Raw genomic sequence first — 19,753 nt, 5'->3', positions numbered from 1 at the left:
CTATATCTCTTAATCTATAGCATTACGTATCACAAAATAGCCTTAAATCTTGTTGGACAAGGCAAACTAAAAAGCCCTTAAAAAACCAACTCAAATCTAAGCTATATAGGGAGTATAGCGATTCAAATAGAACCTTGTTTTGTCCAACTACGTCCAACAAGTAAAGCGGATTTGTCGTTCTAGGGGCATGCAATATTCCCCAGTAATCAATTAAAAAACATGCCTAAAAACATGGATAGTTTTCTATTCCATCAACGTGAATGGCTTATTTCATCTAATTAATTTTTGCTTTACGGCGTATTTATGAAAAATGCCATCTATGCCAGTCATAGCAAGGCATACAGGAATTTAATGAAATTGATTTCGTAAAACTACGTAAAACAAAACGGCCTTAAATTATTCTTTACAACGTTTATTCAGCTATCCTTGATAGGACACCAGTAGAAAGACTATTAAAATGACCTTGAAGCTATACACAACAAGGTTTATCGCTATTTTAAGGAATCTCATTTCATCAAGGTACATCAAGGGAAACATGTCTATTAAGCTTCATCACTGGCAAAAGTTAAAAAACAATTCCACGTTTCAAATACAGTGCCTTACTACGAGAAATTCGTAGTAGCTACCTGGATAAAAGACTACGTTTTATTAAGAGCTAATGCTAAGAGTTGATAGGGTTTTATCGGGTTTTAGGTGCGTCCAATTCTGGATAAACCTTTGAAAACAAAGCCGAACGCAAAATTGCGTTGACGAGATGTCGAAGTGATGCCGTGTAAGTGGTGGAGTAGGGTAGTGTTACTGGATTGCCAGTAAGGTGTTTAATACATGAGTTGTACTCCGTATATAGCAACCAAACCCGAAGGAAATAGGCCAGCAACATATAATTTGTACACTATTATGTACACTGGGATTTTTTTATAAAAATTAATTAATATAAATCAGTATATTATTATATTTGTTCAATTGACGCCATCCCACCAAGATTCGAAAAGCCCCAAATATTAATTATTTGGGGCTTTTTTATTGACGAATTAAAATTAACAGTTGTACACAAGGTTTTAGTAAACATGACAAATACGAACTTTTCTCAGGTTGCTGCTTTTATTTGGTCTGTTGCTGACCTATTACGAGGAGATTTTAAGCAGTCCCAATATGGGAGAGTAATTTTACCTTTTACATTACTACGTCGTTTAGAATGTGTGTTTGAGAGTAGTAAAACCAGTGTCTTAGAGACAAATGAGAAAGTGAAGGCGATGCCTTTACCAGAAGAAGCAAAAGAAAAAATGTTATTAAAGGCAACAAAGGGCCTGTCATTTTTTAATACCTCAGAGCTTGATTTGAGTAGTTTAGGGCAAAAGAATATTCGGGTAAATCTCGGTAATTACATCCAACACTTTTCAAAAGATGCGCGTGAAATCTTTGAACATTTTAAGTTTGATGAATTTACGGGTTTATTGGATGATGCAAACTTACTTTATAAAGTCATTCAGAAATTTGCTTCAACCGATTTAAGTCCAGAAAATATTTCTAATCATGATATGGGCTTAGTATTTGAAGAGCTTATTCGACGTTTTGCTGAAAGTTCGAATGAAACCGCAGGGGAGCACTTTACTCCACGAGATATTGTACGACTCACCACTGGCCTCATTTTTAGCCAAGATGATGATGCCTTAAATAAAGAAGGAGTGATTCGGACCATTTATGACCCAACTGCTGGGACAGGTGGTTTCTTATCTTCGGGTACGGAATATGTTTATGAGCATAATCCTGAAGCAGTGATGCGTGTTTTTGGTCAGGAACTTAATCCAGAGTCCTATGCTATTTGTAAAGCAGATATGCTAATTAAAGGACAAGATGTCCGTAATATTAAGCTAGGAAATACATTATCTAACGATCAGCTCACTTATGAAAAATTTGACTATATGCTGTCAAATCCGCCATTTGGTGTGGACTGGAAAAAGATCGAAGATGAAATTAAAGATGAGCACGAACAAAAAGGCTTTAATGGTCGTTTTGGAGCTGGTTTACCCCGTGTGTCTGATGGTTCACTGTTATTCTTGATGCATTTGATTAGCAAGATGCGTGATGTGGATAGCACTGGTCAAGGCAGTCGAATTGGTATCATCTTAAATGGTTCACCTTTGTTTACAGGTAGTGCAGGCAGTGGTGAAAGTGAAATCCGCCGTTATATTTTAGAAGCGGATTTGCTTGAAGCAATTATCGCCTTACCTACAGACATGTTCTATAACACAGGCATTGCGACCTATGTTTGGGTACTCAGCAATAAGAAAGATATTGAACGTAAAGGCAAAGTGCATTTAATTAATGCATCGAACCTCAGCTCGAAAATGCGTAAGTCACTTGGTTCAAAGCGTAACTATCTAACAGAATCAGAAATTAAGACAATTACCCAAAACTATGGAGCGTTTGAAGCGGTAGATACACTGACTTTAGATGGTGAAGGTGAACAGCAAAAACCATTCTCAAGCAAAATTTTTAACAGCTATGAGTTTGGCTATCGCCGTGTGACCATTGAACGTCCGTTACGTTTATCAGCGCAACTGTCTGATGACCGAATTGCAACTTTACGTTTTGCACCTAAGCCATTTAATGCCGTGATGCAAAAAGTCTATGAAAGCTATGGCAAAGATTGGAATGAAACAAGCTATGGACAGTTGAGTGAAGATCAACACGTTGAAATTCGTACATTGATCAAAGCTGAATTTAGCGAATTGAAGGAAAAAGATATTAAAACTGTACTTGAGCCAAAACTCTGGTTAGAGCAACGGGCTTTAATGCGTAAAGTACAAAGCTTACAAACCAAGATAGGTATAGCGCAGCATAACGATTTTAATGCCTTTGATGAGCTGCTCAAACAGGCTTTAAAAGACACCAGTATTAAACTCGAAGCGAAAGAGAAAAAGCAGTTCTTGGATGCCATCACTTGGAAAAATCCTGAAGCTGAACCTGTAATTAATAAAGTTGTTAAAGCGAAAGAAAATCCGCTATATGGTCAGTTTAGCTATAAAGGCAAAATAGTTGAGTTTGTACAGGATGGTGATTTGCGTGATGCGGAAAATATTGCACTGGATCCAAGTCAAAGTACAACTGATTTAATTGAGTCTTACTTTAAACGCGAAGTACAACCGCATGTGTCTGATGCATGGATTAATGCCGATAAGCGTGATGCACAGGATGGCGAGATTGGCATAGTCGGTTATGAGATTCCGTTTAATCGTCATTTTTATGTATATCAACCGCCACGTGATTTAGCCGAAATTGATGCAGATTTGGATGCAGTGAGCCGTGAAATTATGGCGCTTCTCCAAGAGGTGCATTCATAATGGCAAAGTATCAGAAATATGTTGAATATAAAGATTCAGGCTGTGAATGGACGGATAAATTACCTATACATTGGAATAGTGTTCATTTGAAATGGATATCGACAATTTATGCAGGTGGAACACCATCTAAAACTATCGAAAGCTATTGGGAAAATGGAACAATACCTTGGATTAATTCAGGGGCAGTAAATCAGACGTATATTTTAGAACCGTCAACATATATTACTCAAACTGCTTATGAGAATAGCAGTGCTAAATGGATTCCTCAAAAAGCTTTAGTCATGGCATTGGCTGGGCAAGGAAAAACTAAAGGTATGGTTGCTCAACTGGGTATAAATACTACTTGTAATCAATCAATGGGAGCGATTATTCCTAATGATTTAAGTTACGCCCGTTATTTATTTTGGTGGATAACCTCAAACTATCAAAACATCCGAAATATGGCTGGGGGAGATTTAAGAGATGGTCTTAATTTAGAGCATCTTGGAGATATGGATTGTCCATTACCTAATGATGAAGAAATTAAAAAAATTGCAAATTTCCTCGACCATGAAACCACAAAAATCGACAACCTCATTGCCAAGCAAGAAAAGCTGATTGAACTGCTAAAAGAAAAACGTCAGACGGTGATTAGCCATGCCGTGACTAAAGGTTTAAACCCCAAAGTAGCCATGAAAGATTCAGGTGTAGAGTGGTTAGGGCAAGTACCTCTGGAGTGGATGGTTTCTCGCTTGGGATATGAAACGTGGATTAGAGCAAGACTTGGTTGGAAAGGCTTGAAAGCTGATGAATATGTAGATGATGGCTATATATTCCTTGCTACACCTAATATAAAAGGAAAACAGATAGACTTTAATAATGTTAACTATATTAATAAGCAACGTTATGAGGAGTCACCAGAAATAAAATTAAATATTGGAGATATATTATTAACAAAAGATGGCTCTACATTGGGCACAGTTAATATCGTCCGTGATTTGCCAAAACCTGCTACTGTCAATAGTTCTATTGCGGTAATTACGCCTTATAAAAATTTAACAAGTGAATTCTTACTTTATCTACTTACAAGTAGTTTTATGGTAAATACCATTCAAAGAATTAAGGGAGGAATGGGAGTGCCTCATTTATTCCAAGCTGATTTGAATAAATTTTATATTCCTATTCCTGAGCTTGCTGAGCAGTTTGAAATCGTCAAATTCCTAGACCAAGAAACCGCTAAAATTGACACATTAATTTTAAAAGCTGAATCCGCAATTCAATTGATGCAAGAACGCCGTACAGCGCTTATTTCCGCAGCCGTAACAGGAAAAATTGACGTTCGTCATTGGCAAAGCCCAAATAAAAATAATAATCAAGATAACATGGAGTTAAGTGCATGAGATCGGATGCAACTTTAGAAACGATTTTTCAGAAAGACATTATTGAACAAATGCAAAGCCACGGTTGGCTGGTGGGTTCAGCGCAGGGCTACAACCGTGAAAAAGCCATATACGAACAAGATGTTTTAGACTTTGTACAAAAGACCCAAGACTTCGAATGGCAAAAATTTAAAAGTATTTTTCCCAATGATACGGAGCGTCATTTTTTAGATACCGTAGTGGCACAGCTTAAGAAAGCGGATATTAACGCCACCGATATTGAATCCCGCAGTTACGGGACTTTGGGCGTATTGCGTCATGGACTGAAAACCCGAGGTACACGCTTTTCATTTTGCCAGTTTAAACCTGAACATGGTTTAAACCCACACTTAAATGAAATTTATAAACAGAATATTTGTCGTGTTGTACCTGAATTAGTATATAGCCCATATGCCAACAAAGCCGAACTCGAAGCGACAGGTAAACAAGCAAAAAAATGGCGCATCGATTTAGTCCTGTTTATTAATGGTTTTCCAGTCGCAACGCTAGAACTTAAGTCAGAATTTAAACAAGCCGTGCAAAATGCCATGGCACAGTATAAAAAAACACGTCTGCCAAAAGACCCTGAAACCAATAAACCAGAACCGTTATTGACCTTTAAACGAGGCGCATTGGTACATTTTGCGGTGAGCCAGTATGAAGTCTATATGGCAACTCACCTCAATGGTGACAATACCTATTTCTTGCCATTTAACAAAGGCACCAAAGAACAGGGGGCAGGTAATGACGTACCTGAAGATGTGAGTGAATATGCCACAGGTTATCTGTGGAATGAAGTTCTAACCCCAGATAGCTTGCTTAATATTATTGGTAACTTTATTCATTTACAGATTGAAGAAAAAGAAGATTGGGAAGGACGTAAATATAAAAAAGAAAGCCTGATTTTTCCACGTTATCACCAGTGGAAAGTTGTGACGAAATTAATCGAAGACTCCTTGGCAAAAGGCACAGGACAAAAATATCTGATCCAGCATAGTGCAGGTTCAGGTAAATCTAATTCAATTGCATGGACCGCACATCAACTGTCTAGCCTATATGATGCTAACAATAAAAAGATGTTCGATTCAGTGATTGTAGTGACTGACCGAACTATTCTCGATGCGCAGTTACAAGATACGATTTATCAGTTTGAACATGCTGACGGTGTGGTCGGACGAATCAACAATAAAGAGGGTGATGGTTCCAAATCTGAGAAATTGGCAAAAGCATTGGAAATGGCGCAGCCAATTATTATTGTGACTATTCAAACTTTCCCTTTCGTACTTGATGCAATTGAAAATAGTACTAGTTTAAAAGAACGCAAATATGCTGTAATTGCTGATGAGGCACATTCTTCTCAAAGTGGTAAGACATCAGTTGAACTAAAAAAAGTATTAATGTCTGATGAATTTGATGAAGATAAATCTACAAATGAAAAAATTTCAGAAACAATGGCAGCTCGAATTGGTAATTATAATTTAAGTTATTATGCCTTTACTGCAACGCCAAAAGATAAAACGCTACAGCTATTTGGACGTTTGCCCAATCCAAGTTTACCACCATCTAAAACCAATAAACCTGAAGCTTATCATGTCTATTCAATGCGCCAAGCAATTGAGGAAGGCTTTATTTTGGATGTCTTAAAAAACTATACAAACTATAAAGTCATATATAAGTTAAAGCAGAAAATTGAAGAAAAAGACGATCAGGTCGATGCAAAAAAAGCCAAGATTAAACTAAATCAATGGGTACGTTTACATGACCATAATATTTCTCAAAAAGTACGTGTGATCATTGAGCATTTTAAAAAGAATGTAATGGGCCTATTGGGTGGCCAAGCAAAGGCGATGGTGGTAACGAGTTCACGTAAAGAAGCTGTACGCTATAAGCAAGCCTTTGATAAATATGTGGCTGAACAAAATTATGCCAATATTCAAGCGATGGTGGCATTTTCAGGTGAAGTAGAATTTGCTGAAAATGATGCGGACAGCCGTCATTTACTTGGGCAAAAATTTACTGAAAGCAATATGAATTTGAACTTGAAAGGCCGTGAAATGCGTAAGGCATTTGACAGTGATGACTTTCAAGTAATGATTGTGGCAAATAAGTTCCAAACAGGTTTTGATCAACCAAAACTTTGTGCGATGTACGTCGATAAAAAATTAGGTGGTGTGGAATGCGTACAAACCTTATCACGCTTAAATCGTATCTATCCTGGTAAGGCAGAGTCCGGCACATTTGTACTGGATTTTTTTAACGATCCGCAGGATATTTTGGATGCGTTCCAACCCTACTACCAAACAGCTGAACTAGCAGATGTCTCAAACCCTGATATTGTCTATGACTTAGCTGAAAAACTTAAAGCAGCACGTATTTTCTTAATGACCGAAGTTGAACAATTTGTTGATGCTTTCTATAGCAAAAATAAATCCAATGCTGCACTCGCCAATATTTGTAAACCTGCAATGCAACGTTGGCAGCAAAGTTATACGAAAGCAATCAATGATTATGATGTGACAAAAAATCGTTTGGAAATTACTAAGCGAACAGGCGAACCCGTTTTAATTGCCAATGCTGAAAATGAATTTGCCGAAGCGAAAAAAGCGCGTGATGCACTCGAAATCTTTAAAAAGGATTTAGGTAGTTTTACGCGCTTTTATGAATTTATGTCACAGATTGTAGAATATAACGATAAAGAGCTCGAAAAAATCAGTTTGTTTGCTCGTAACTTACGACCGTTATTGCGTGAGCAAGTAGCTGATGAAGATGTGATTGACTTAAGTAATGTTGCTATGAGTCATTATCGACTCTCTAAGATTCGGCAGCAGGATATCCAACTTAAAGCCAATAGTACTGAACATAAATTAGAACCAGCTAATGATTTGGGTACGGCAAAGCCAAAAAATAAAAATGAAGAATTTTTATCAGTCATCTTGCAGCGTGTAAATGAAGTATTTATTACCGATAAACTGACAGATCAGGACATGCTTAATTATGTATATACGGTAGCAGACAAGATGTCTGAAAACACTAAAATGATGAAGCAAATTGAAAATAATACTCGTGAACAAGCAATGTTGGGTGAGTTTGATAGTGCTTTAGATGATGCTGTTTTAGATAGTAATACTGCACATAATGAGCAGACTATACAGTTAATGAGTGATCCAGCTAAGATGCGCCAGTTTGCAAATATTATTTATGATGTTTTAGTGAGTCAGCAAAAAACAAGATGACAATAGATAAGGCATAAGGTTATTTAATTCATGGAATTAGAAGAGTTTAAGCAAAAATTTAATTTGCCTCGTATTAGTGAATATGTTGCACTTTTATCTCAAGAACAAAAAAAATGGTTCTGGGAATTATTATCGGAAATTAAGCAAGTATTTCCTGAAATAGATATTTATCATGCAGGTTCGTCTAAATATGGATATTTAGGGTTTGGAAGAAAGAAAGTTCAAGCGAAGAGAGTAGAAGATTTCTTATTTGTACTTCATTTGGAAAAGAATGGAAGTTTTATGCCGTACATTACAGATCAAACATATAGATTATTACGTGTTGATGAGGGCGTACTACCACAAGCTTATGTTCAATCTATACAAAAAGAATTAAATTTAAAAGGCTGGTTAGATAAGGTAAAGACATTCACAGAGGAGTTTGACTTAGACTACTCAGGTGAAGATTTATACCCTGTAAATTATGAAGTAGAAGACTATTTTACAACTTTAGAAGCTTACAATTTTTTAAAAACAAAGTATCAGAAAACTAAGGAAGCAACCAGAAAAATAGTTGGATTTAGAAATAATTCTAATCGAGAGTTAACTTTGATTTTAGAAAACTCTAGACCTTCTTTGTTTATAGGTGTAGATCCAGAAGACAACCAATACTTTAAATTTAATTTTATTGATAATAATTCGAAAATATTCGGTAAATATGATGAAAACGAAGGGCGTCATAATGGTTTGAAGTCTCATGCTCCTAGTTTGTATAAGGGTAATAAAGCATATTACATTGAGATAAATAATTTAAATGATTTAGAAAAATTTTGTGAATGGTATGAATTAGATACACATCGATCATTAGACAACAGTAATTCAAGGGAAGATAAAGAAATGTCGAATAAGATGGTACAACCATTAAATCGTATCTTATTTGGTGCTGCTGGGACGGGGAAAACTTTTAATACAATCAATCATGCACTTTCGATTATTGAAGATAAATCATTGGAAGAGCTAGAAGCTGAGACCCGTGAAGAGTTAAAGAATCGGTTTGATAATTATAAAAACCAAGGGCAAATAAAGTTTGTCACTTTTCATCAAAGTTTTAGTTATGAAGATTTTGTGGAAGGAATTCAAGCTAAAAATGATGATCAAGGGAATTTAACATACAACGAAAAATCTGGAGTTTTTAAAGATATATGTAAAAATGCTACAGGGGTTTCTCAACAAGCAGAATCTATAGATGAAATAGTAGAAAAATTTCTCGATGAGATTACTGAAACTCCATTAGAACTCTATACTCAACAAAATAAAAAGTTCAAAGTAAGTTATGTTGGTAGTGGTGTAACCCTCCAATGTCAACCATTAGCTTCCGAAATGAAGGCTACTTATTATGCAAATATAAGTAAAATTAAAAGTTTGCTTTCAGGTGAGCAAATTGAGAATGCCTATAATAGAAGTTATATAAAAGCAGTTGCTGAGTTTTTAAAACCTAAAATAAAACCAGTCCAAATCAATAAAAATGATCAGAATCACGTTTTGATTATTGATGAAATTAACCGTGGTAATATTTCACGTATTTTTGGTGAACTAATTACTTTAATTGAAGACTCCAAACGACAAGGGGCAAAAGAGTCTCTTTCTATAATTTTACCATATTCTAGGAAGCCCTTTAGTGTACCAAAAAATCTTTATATTATAGGAACAATGAATAGTTCAGATCGTTCGTTGACAGGTCTTGATATTGCCTTACGTCGTCGTTTTACCTTCATTGAAATGCCGCCGAAACCAGAGTTATTAGCAAAAGTAACGGTTGATGAGGTTAATATCCAAAAATTATTAACCGTTATCAATCAACGTATTGAAATATTACTTGATCGGGATCATTGCCTAGGTCACGCTAATTTTATGAGCCTAGAGCAACAGCCAACTTTAGAAAATCTCTCAAACATTTTTAAGCAGAAAGTTATTCCACAGCTTCAAGAATATTTTTTTGATGATTGGGCAAAGATTAATTTAGTTTTAAATGGTAATGGAATGCTTAAGCCAAAGCCTGTGGAAACATCAGCAATATTCCCAAATGTAGATTCTGAAGAATTAGGGTACTTTGAAGATAAAAAAATTTGGGAATTGGTACCGACTTCATTTAACTCTATTGAAAGTTTCAAAAAGATTATTCAGTACTGATAGGGGCGAAAATGTCTGATCTGATAACTGTCAGAGAATATGCATACATTAGCATTGCACGTACTGGATGTCCTGAATCAACGATAGACCATGCTTATATTTCAGCATCTGCTTTTGACCATTTATGTGAACTTTCGGCTTCATTTTCTAAACATGGTGCAAAAGTATTTGAATTAGCTGGGCGTAGAAAGCTCAGACTAGATCAATATGTTGGAGTCATCGAAACCAAATGTGGTACGCGTATTGAAATATTGCCCAAGCATGTTGATATCAATCTTAATGAATCCAATGAAACTGCGATTGAAAAAGAACGTGAGCTCTTAAAAAAGATGCTCAAAGTATCTTTACATTTACCATATCGTGATGCTGGGGAGGCTAACCTAAGTCGTTTTAAACAACCTATACATGAGTGGATCATAGATCAGTTTCTTTGTAATTTTGAAAAACTAATTCAACGCGGTTTACGCTTTGATTATCAACGCGTTCAGGAAGAACAAAAGTACTTGAGAGGGCAATTACACCATGTCAAACATATGCGACAATCCCCAGCAAGAAAGCATATTTTCCCGATTGAGCATGACATCTATGAAGTTGATCGCCCTGAAAATAGATTAATCAAAACAGCATTAGAAGTCGTTTGTAAAAAAACACGAAGTTCTACAAACTGGAAACTTGCGCAAGAGCTTCGCTTAATGACTGGAGAAATTCCAAAGAGTCGAAATATAGTTCAAGATTTCAAGCAGTGGCAGTCTGGGCGTTTACTCGCACTATATGCAGAGATAAAACCATGGACTGAGTTGATTTTAAGTGAATATATGCCTGTATCTACTCATGGTGGTTGGCGTGGAATGAGCTTACTATTTCCTATGGAAAAACTTTTTGAACATTATGTTGCTTATCATTTATGTCGAGAATTAAACGATTGGGAAGTAAAAACACAGCTATCAAGTCAGCATATTTGTCTTTATGAGAGTAGGCCAATTTTTAGATTAAAACCTGATATCCAAATTCAACATAAGAAAACTAGAAAAAAAATTATTTTAGATACTAAATGGAAATTATTAGATCAAAATAATCAAACTCGCCGTTTCGGGTTGAAAGATAGTGATATACAACAGATGTTTGCCTATAGCTATTATTATTTAGATCATGCAAGTGAAGTGATTTTAGTTTATCCAAGACAAGAGCGGAAATTCTCAGAGGAACTATCCTTCAGTTTTAATCTAAAAGATACACCAGCATCATTGAGAGTTATCCCTTTTGATCTGGATAAGGGCTATCAATGGAATAAATTATTTTCTATTTTGACTTAAGTTTAGTTTATAAAATAGGAGGGGTAGTTTTAGATATTTATGAACATTTAGTATTTATTAATAGTTGGCTTGCTTTATACTGTGGTTTGAACTTTGTGAAATATATTTTGTAAATTCTATAAGTGTTAAATATGAAAAAAACTATCTATCTATAAAAAGAAGCGAAAAACTTATTATATTAAAATGATAAATGGATGGTAAAATATGAATTTTAATCAATACTATCTAAATTGGAGGGAGTATGTCTGTAAAGGTTGATAACATTGCTACTAAGGTTTTAAAAGTTAATCTTGAGGATAATGAAGTTTCATTTGCGATCAAAGCTGATATTACTAATTTTAAAGATAGTGAATATTCCGATGAAGATGTCACTGTTGAAATACAAGGCGTTGATGCTGATGGTTTCGAAATAATTTCAATTTATTTGTCTGGAAAGGTTCCATTTAACACTACTAAAACGCTCACCGATCGTGAAGACTATCAAGATAAAGATGAGTTTGATCAAGTTGTTAGATGGCAGTATACCAATTAATTTGAAGTTAAAAATAACGTTGGCATGGGCTGTGTTAACGTTATACTCTTTTAATTAATAATTTATTCACAAAAAAGCTTTTATTATTTAATCAATATAAATTTAATTTCTAAAATATTAAAAACATTTTTATTCTTTGGCTATAATATCTTCAAATCATAATTCAGAAAGATCAATGATGAACTGTGAAAGTGAATTGAACAATATTGCTAAAAACAAACTGGTTCAGTTGTTAGATTACGTATCTCATCAAGCTAAAGATACACAAAAAATCCAATATGAAGTTAATGGCAGTAAATTTTATTCTCATGAGTTAAAACAGTTACGTGGTTTGAAAGTACTAAATGACGACGATTGGTGGTTCCAAATTGAACGTTTGCAGCTCTCGGTTATGCCTATTCCCTCTGAATTGTTAACTTCCCACCTTTTAGTTGATATCGAAGCTGAGCCAACTCTTAATTTTTATAATATAAACAAAATACTATTACTTAAAAAAGTTCATCAATTCCCATTGCCATATCACCTTGTGGCACATGATTTAGTTATTAAAATTGAAATAATTCATAAGCTATTCAAGGAATTCGAAGACTATAAAAATACTTGGAAACAATGGAAACAAGACAATGATGAAATTAAAAAATCTATTCTTGTTTATGATAAATTATTCTCATGGAATACCGCGATTAACTTAGGTGGTACAGCCGATAGTGAAGAAATTGTTGCAGGCTTTGGTTTAGTTGATTGGGTGCTTCCAACTACTCATAAATCTTACTCATATCCATTAATTACTATTCCATTAGAAATGGAAATAGAAAAAAACGGATTGATACGTGTAGGCGCTAAAGATACACAAGCTAATATAGAAATGGATGCCATCCTGTTAGAAGATGATTTGCCTACCTCAGGAAAGGTGAAATTAGCTTTAAAAGAAAATTTAAATAATGGCCGCTCATTGCAACTATTTGCAAGTGAGACTTACTCTGATCTAGTTGAAGCTTTTACTACAAATATATACTCAAAAGGAATAATTGTTGAGCCGGAAAATAGAGCGATACCTTCTAAGAATTTAGTAGTCAACTTAACATCCGTATTGTTTAGTCGTCCTAAAAGGAATTCCATTTTAAGTGATGATATTGAACTATTAAAAACTAAACTCAGTGATCCTTTAGTAGCAATACCTGAGCAACCTTTATCATTAGTAACTGAGTTAAATAACGAGAGCACTGAAAAAGAGATTTACAGTTTTAGGGGACGTTCTGGCGTAGAAGGATTTGGATCAAAAGTTGAAGAACTTTATTTCCCTCTTCCTTACAATAAAGAGCAAATCACTATTGTTCAAAATTTGCTAACAAGTAGTGGTGTTGTAGTACAAGGTCCTCCAGGCACAGGTAAAACACATAGCATTGCTAATATTATCTGTCACTATTTGGCTAATGGTAAAAAGGTACTAGTAACGGCACAACAATCCCATGTTCTAAAAACAGTACATGAAAAAATTCCTGATGAGTTAAAACCTTTGGTGGTTAGTCGAATAGGTTCAAGTAAAGAAAGTAAAAATCAGCTTGAATCTTCTATCGATTTAATTGTGCAAAAAATTACCCAAATGAATGTTTCAGAAGTACGGAAAACAATTGAAGCTCTAAAACAACAAATAGATCAAAATCATCACGAAATGGCTCTGATTGATAGAGAAATATATAACTTTGCTGAGAAGCATTATCAGAATATTGAAGTAGATGGTAATAAAAAATTACCTATGGATATCGTACAGAAGGTATTAGATAGTAGAAGATCCTACTCATGGTTTACAGATCAATTAACTCTGGAGGAAAAAGATAGATTTCCTTTTTCTCAAGTTGAACTGATTCAATTGAGAGATTCAAGAAAGAAAATAGGTAAAGACTTAATATATATAAATTATGGTCCTCTACCTGCTCCTGAAAAGTTGTTAGATTCGACCAGTCTCAAAAAACTAAATGAGTCTTTAAAAGAGAAAGATACGATTGAAGAGTTTTTAAAACAAAACGACCAACATCGTTTTAAGGATAATATTTCTGAAACAGAAATTACTGCTCTGAAAGATTGGTTAAGAATTTATTTGGAAGATTTCAACCTCATTTTGGATCATGCAGAAGCATGGCTATTGGGTTATTTTAAGAAAATAAATTTAGAAGATAAGGGTATGGAGTTAGATATCTATACAAACCTTATCAAAGAAGTTCAACCTTTATTGGAATACCGAAAAACTCTATTAATAGACCCTATAGAGTTAAAGTTCGAAATACAGCCAAACTCTAAAGAATACGAAGCTGTTCAACGCGCTGTTGAGACAGGAAAGCCATTTAGTTGGTATCATTTTGGAACTTCTGAATTACAAAACTTGTTTAAGTCAGTTAAAGTTTCTGGAAAATATCCTGATACGTCAGAAGAATGGAAAAAAATTAAGGATTATGTTGATAGAAAGCAGACCCTTAATATTTTTATGAGCAAATGGAATAGTATTGCTGCTCAATTAGACATTCCTTTAATTGAATTAAATAATCGTGGTATAGATGAAATATTAAAAGAATTTACGCATCTTATTAATAGAACTCAAAAATGCTTAGATCTGAAACACAAGTATTTAGATGTATTTAATACTAACTATCTAAAAGTTTTTAATAGGGCTAAAACTTTTGATTTTTATGGATTATCTAAAAATATTGATGACTTGATACAGTTGTTGGATCAGAAGCTAATAATATTTAATTTAGAGATTTATCAAATACAGTTGTCTGATCAAATTCTCTATCTAACAGAGTTCGATAATAAAATATCGGTTCATTTAAAAAGTCTTATATCACAGATTAATACAGGTTCATTAAGTGAAAATGAACTGAAAAATTATGCAGATTTATTAAAGCAATTGGCACATTTAAAAGATCTAGGTGAGGATTTTGATCGACTTAAATCTGCGAGTATTAAACTTAGTCAAACAAATGCTGTGATCCTTAGTAAAGATATTCTAGAAGTTCCTTATGTTGAAGAAATAGAGGATCCTGTATTACGTAATACATTAATTGAGGCTTGGGAGTGGAAGCGTCTTGAGACTTATGTAATTACAATTAGTAATACAAGTCGAATTGAAAATTTTTACACGCGTCGTCGTATTTACGAGAAGAATCTTTCTCAAAATTATGCACAATTGTCAGCAAATAGAACATGGTTAGCGCTAAAGGAAAATGCTTCAGATAAGATATTAGTTGCATTACAGCGCTATAAAATTGCTGTTCAGCACTATGGCAAAGGAACTGGTAAGAATGCTCCACGCTATAGAAAAGATGCACAAGTGGCTTTGAAAGAGGCAACAGCAGCTATTCCTTGTTGGGTAATGTCACATCTTCAGGTATCAGAGTCTATGCCCGCTGAATTGGGACTTTTCGATTTAGTTATTGTAGATGAGGCATCACAGTCATCAATTGACGTATTACCTGTTTTAATGCGCGCTAAAAAGTTATTAGTTGTAGGAGATAATAAGCAAGTTTCTCCAAGCAATGTAGGTCTTGCAAGTGCTCAAATTGATGTACTGCGTAATCGTTATCTACATGGCCAGCCACATGCAGCATATTTAACACCAGATATGTCATTGTACGATATGGCTTCTTCGATTTATGAGTCAAGTGTAATGCTACTTGAGCATTTTCGTTGTCATCCTGCAATCATTAGCTATAGTAATAAGAACTTTTATGATAACCGTATTAAGCCAATGCGATTATCAAAGAAGTCTGAGCAATTAAACCCAGCTCTTGTTGCAATTTATACGCCACAAGGATGCAGAGAGTCCAAGAATAGTAAACATATTAATCGGATAGAAGCGAAAGCAATTATTGAAGAGATGAAGCTAATTCTGAAAGATGAAAGATATGTTAACCGATCCATTGGTGTCATTTCTTTATTAGGACCAGCACAAGCTGAATTTATTCAATTAGAAGCTTTGAATGAATTTGGTGCAGGTGTTCTTACGCAAGTACAGTTTGCATGTGGAGATGCATCAGCATTTCAAGGTGCAGAAAGAGATATTATTTTCTTATCTATGGTAGCTGATCCTGAGAATTGTCATGCTTTAAGTCGATCTGATCATGAACAGAGATTTAATGTTGCTGCGAGCCGTGCACGTGAACGTATGTATCTTGTACACTCTGTAAGTCGTGATCATATATCTCCAAAAGATTTAAGATTGAATTTACTTAACCATTTTTATGATGTGCAAGAAGATCAAAAAGTATCACTCGAAGAAAAGTTAGAGTTATGTGAATCGGAGTTTGAAAAATCTGTATTTAATGTATTGCATGAAATGGGATACACCGTTACTCCTCAAGTTAAAGTTGGTAGCTATCGAATCGATTTGGTCGTTGAATCTGATGGTGATCAGCGTTTAGCTGTTGAATGTGATGGAGATAGCTATCATGGACCAGAACAATGGCATGATGATATGACGCGTCAAAGGGCATTAGAACGAGCAGGTTGGACGTTCTGGAGATGTTTTGCATCGAGTTGGTCAATTGAGCGTGAGAACATGGTTATTTCATTAAAGGAAAAGCTTGGTTCAATGGGTATAAAACCTACACATGGAATGAGTAGTTTGATTCAGGATGTTGAGTATAAAGTTTGGCTAGATTCAGAATTAGAATGTACCCCTATGATTGATACTCAGGAAAATGAGTTAGTAATGGAATAAGTTTTTCATAGTATTATTCAATAAAAGTGGTTCATCAAAGTAACCACTTTTATTTTATTTATTTTTTTTACCCAAAGCATTATATAGCAGGGATAAGTGTACTAAAGAGAGAACATTATTGAACAGTATGTGAAAACATACTCTGAAATTTGGGGAAATGTCAAAAGATGATTACTCCGCTGGGGAGCGGTTTAAGAAAGGGTAATCATCGATTTTTAAATAATTTATAAGATTTGGTTAGATCAAATGAATGACTTAATAACGAGATTTTTAAATAATCTGGGGCAGTGGCATGACGTAGCATTGACGATTACTAAAGCGATAGTTGCAATAGGGGTGTTGTGCTTGGTTGCTTATCTTTTAACAATTAGCTACATCCCTTCGGAAATTAGCTTTGGTGATACGCTCATTTTTTTACTGATTTTTGCAGCATTTTCTATTGTCTATACTGCGTTCTGCATGATGCTATTTTTCTTTGGTATCTCTTTAATGCCAGTAACTTGGTTCATCTTAAGTGTAGTTGATAAATATTTGCCATCTCATGTAAGAATTGGACAAAAACTTCCTTTTCCAAAGATTAGTATTATCACATTGGGAGTATCTATTTACCTTCTATATATTATTCGTGCTTTATTTTTATTAGATTGGAAAATTAATGCTTATATCGGTATTACAGTAAGTCTAATTTCTTTATTTTATTATGCTTTTTACGTTAATCAGAAGAGAGTCAAAGAATATCGTTTAAAGTTTGAAAATTTAAGAGATATTATGGATGATCCTAAAGCAAGTGAAAATCTAAAAACTTTTGCAGAAACAAAGTTAAAGCAATTAGAAATATGGATTAAAAACTCTATACAATCAGCTCTATTTCTTATTCTTACTCCACTAATCTTTATGTTTTTGATTGGAGATGTGGGCAAAATTTTTTTACATTACACAATGCAAAAAACTGGTGTAAGAATAGAAAAAGCGAATTTATACATCAAAGAACCTTATGCCAATCTAATTGAATTGCCAAAACTGACCACTAAAAAACTAAGCCAAGACCAAATTTTTATTTTTAGGGGTATGGAAGTTCCATTTCAAGGAATTGGTAAAAATACTTTAATTTCTTACAAGTTGAAAGATGTTGAAAAACAAATTGTGATTCCTAATGAATATATTACTGTGGAGCGAAGTATGAAAATTAAAGAGTGATTAAAGTTATTATTAACATGAATAGAATTAAACTAATTAAAAGATATCTCTTAGAAGGAGAGTCTTTTATAAAGAAATTTTCTATTGACATACAAGTGTTTTACTTTTGAAATTTTAATTAATCTTCTAGTCTAATAATCTTAGATGATTACATATAACTTATTTTTTAGTTTAAGAGGATTTTGATATCATGTATTGAAAATTAGAACAGGAAACATAATGACAAGTCCTATTTTTATACAAGACCTTCCTATTGAACAATTAGAAAAGCTGTCAGAAAATGATATTCAACGAATTTCTAATGCTGAAAAACTTTATTGGAATAATAAACCACATGCTATCTACTACGTAGCTGTACATGGAGCTAAAACTCAGAATGATGGCTTAGTTAATTCATCTTCTACTAACACGGAAATAAAAGGATTATCTATTGCCCGTGTTGGAGATGATGTTATTTATGCAGATGGTACAACCTCCAAAATCATCTCTGGTGCTGGTACAGCATGTATTGTTGATGGGGCACCAGTAGCTCTAGTGGGCAGTCGCTTAGAAAATGGGGATGAAATTATTGAGAGTCCGAATAATACTATTGCGATTAGAATTTACAAAGATCAACCAAAGCCTAAAAACTTTTTAAGTCATGACTAATTTTAAGGAGTAAATCATGGCTAAAGGTTTTGCAATTCATAATGCTATTACAGATCATGGTGGAGTTATTCCATCTACGCAAGCAATAAGCTCTCAAATGGGGAATTTGTTTGTTAGAGCTGGTGATGGTCATATGTGCCCTAAATGCAGGTGTTGGTCGGTAGTTATTAAAAGTCATGACCATGTGATTTTTGATGGTAAACCAGTAGCATATGTGGGTGATAAATTATCATGTGGCGCAACGATTCAACCACAACAGTCTCATGTTGTAGGAGAGAGTGGTAGTCCTTATTCTCGCGTAACCTCACAACCTAATAATAAGGATAATTTTGTTGACTTACACGACTATGGTCAAAGATATTTACTGATTGATGAAATAACAGAAACTCCTCTAAGCAATGTATGCTATGAAATTTATAAATCAGGTGCTCTTTGTACTCACGGTAAAACTGATGATCAAGGATATACAGAAATAGTTACAAGTAAAAATGAAGAAGAAATTGAAATAGTTATACATTCTGAAGAAGGAGACCATAATGGCTATTGTTGCAAAGGATAAAAGCAAATTGCCAAGAAAAATAGGAGATGAGTATCAGGTCAAACAAGTTAAAGTTAGTTCTCAACGTTCTTTAACTGCTCGTGAAATTACACTTGCACGGGAAGTCTTTAAAGATTCCATTGACTATTCAAAAGTAAAAATTATTAATGGTGGTCTATTAGGAATGCCAAATGCTAGTAAGAATGCTATGACTCCTTTTGGAAGTATTCATCTACCTAGTGAAGATTACAATGCCACAAAAGATTTTGGGTTGGATAATGTTGATGCAACACTAAAAATTTGGTTTATTCATGAAATGACACATGTATGGCAATACCAACATGGTTTTAATAATGCACGTGCAGGAATTAACACAGGAATTAATGGAGGCTATACACAGAGAAGTTTAGCTTATGAGTATAGCTTAGCTGACAAAAGTAAAAAGTTTAATGAATACAATATGGAGCAACAAGCTGAAATAGTTTCACACTATTTTGATGCTACGCATACATACCAAACTATTCACAATAGTCCACGTCTTCATAAACAAAATGTTATGAATCTACCTAATCTTCGGCAAGTTTTATCTGAATTTTTAATCAATCCAGATAATAAACAATTAGTTTCATTATCTAGAGGTCAGGAAAACTACTGGTTTAAATAAT

11 protein-coding genes are annotated in these 19,753 nt (G+C 34.2%); all 11 read left to right on the top strand.

Annotated features, from left to right (window positions below; genetic code table 11):
• Positions 1-1,067 precede the first annotated feature (1,067 nt).
• The 11 genes from J576_RS05925 (at position 1,068) to J576_RS05875 (ending at position 19,752) form a co-directional block, all read left to right on the top strand.
• The gene (locus J576_RS05925) at positions 1,068-3,344 is read left to right on the top strand and encodes a type I restriction-modification system subunit M (RefSeq protein ID WP_002049489.1); all 2,277 of its coding nucleotides are present in this window, start codon (positions 1,068-1,070) and stop codon (positions 3,342-3,344) included.
• Positions 3,344-4,723, top strand: a complete 1,380-nt coding sequence (locus tag J576_RS05920; protein WP_002049502.1) for a restriction endonuclease subunit S — start codon at positions 3,344-3,346, stop codon at positions 4,721-4,723. The genes J576_RS05925 and J576_RS05920 overlap by 1 nt, the downstream gene beginning before the upstream one ends.
• Complete coding sequence (locus J576_RS05915; RefSeq protein ID WP_002049506.1) at positions 4,720-7,974, top strand: type I restriction endonuclease subunit R; 3,255 nt, start codon at positions 4,720-4,722, stop codon at positions 7,972-7,974. The genes J576_RS05920 and J576_RS05915 overlap by 4 nt, the downstream gene beginning before the upstream one ends.
• A gap of 30 nt (positions 7,975-8,004) precedes the next feature.
• A complete protein-coding gene (locus J576_RS20400; protein ID WP_002049509.1) occupies positions 8,005-10,143 on the top strand; it encodes an McrB family protein in 2,139 nt (712 codons plus the stop codon).
• An 11-nt stretch (positions 10,144-10,154) separates the two neighbouring features.
• Complete coding sequence (locus tag J576_RS05905; protein WP_002049498.1) at positions 10,155-11,456, top strand: McrC family protein; 1,302 nt, start codon at positions 10,155-10,157, stop codon at positions 11,454-11,456.
• A 241-nt stretch (positions 11,457-11,697) separates the two neighbouring features.
• Positions 11,698-11,988, top strand: a complete 291-nt coding sequence (locus tag J576_RS05900) for a hypothetical protein (protein WP_002054333.1) — start codon at positions 11,698-11,700, stop codon at positions 11,986-11,988.
• Between the two features lie 175 nt (positions 11,989-12,163).
• Positions 12,164-16,705, top strand: coding sequence for a PDDEXK-like endonuclease domain-containing protein (locus J576_RS05895; protein WP_031951342.1), 4,542 nt, complete (start codon positions 12,164-12,166; stop codon positions 16,703-16,705).
• A gap of 246 nt (positions 16,706-16,951) precedes the next feature.
• Complete coding sequence (locus J576_RS05890; RefSeq protein ID WP_002054394.1) at positions 16,952-17,902, top strand: hypothetical protein; 951 nt, start codon at positions 16,952-16,954, stop codon at positions 17,900-17,902.
• A gap of 219 nt (positions 17,903-18,121) precedes the next feature.
• Positions 18,122-18,550, top strand: coding sequence for a PAAR domain-containing protein (locus J576_RS05885; RefSeq protein WP_002054452.1), 429 nt, complete (start codon positions 18,122-18,124; stop codon positions 18,548-18,550).
• A gap of 16 nt (positions 18,551-18,566) precedes the next feature.
• Positions 18,567-19,109: a PAAR domain-containing protein gene (locus J576_RS05880; protein WP_002054342.1), complete on the top strand. Its 543-nt coding sequence runs from the start codon at positions 18,567-18,569 to the stop codon at positions 19,107-19,109.
• Positions 19,087-19,752 (top strand): hypothetical protein, encoded by a 666-nt coding sequence (locus J576_RS05875; protein ID WP_002054432.1) that lies wholly within the window; start codon positions 19,087-19,089, stop codon positions 19,750-19,752. The genes J576_RS05880 and J576_RS05875 overlap by 23 nt, the downstream gene beginning before the upstream one ends.
• The last annotated feature ends 1 nt before the right edge of the window (position 19,753 follow it).

This window comes from Acinetobacter sp. 766875 (assembly GCF_000582055.1).
Taxonomy (GTDB): domain Bacteria; phylum Pseudomonadota; class Gammaproteobacteria; order Pseudomonadales; family Moraxellaceae; genus Acinetobacter; species Acinetobacter nosocomialis.
The sequence above is the reverse complement of the archived record's forward strand: the minus strand, read 5'-3'. Positions and strand labels throughout refer to the sequence as shown.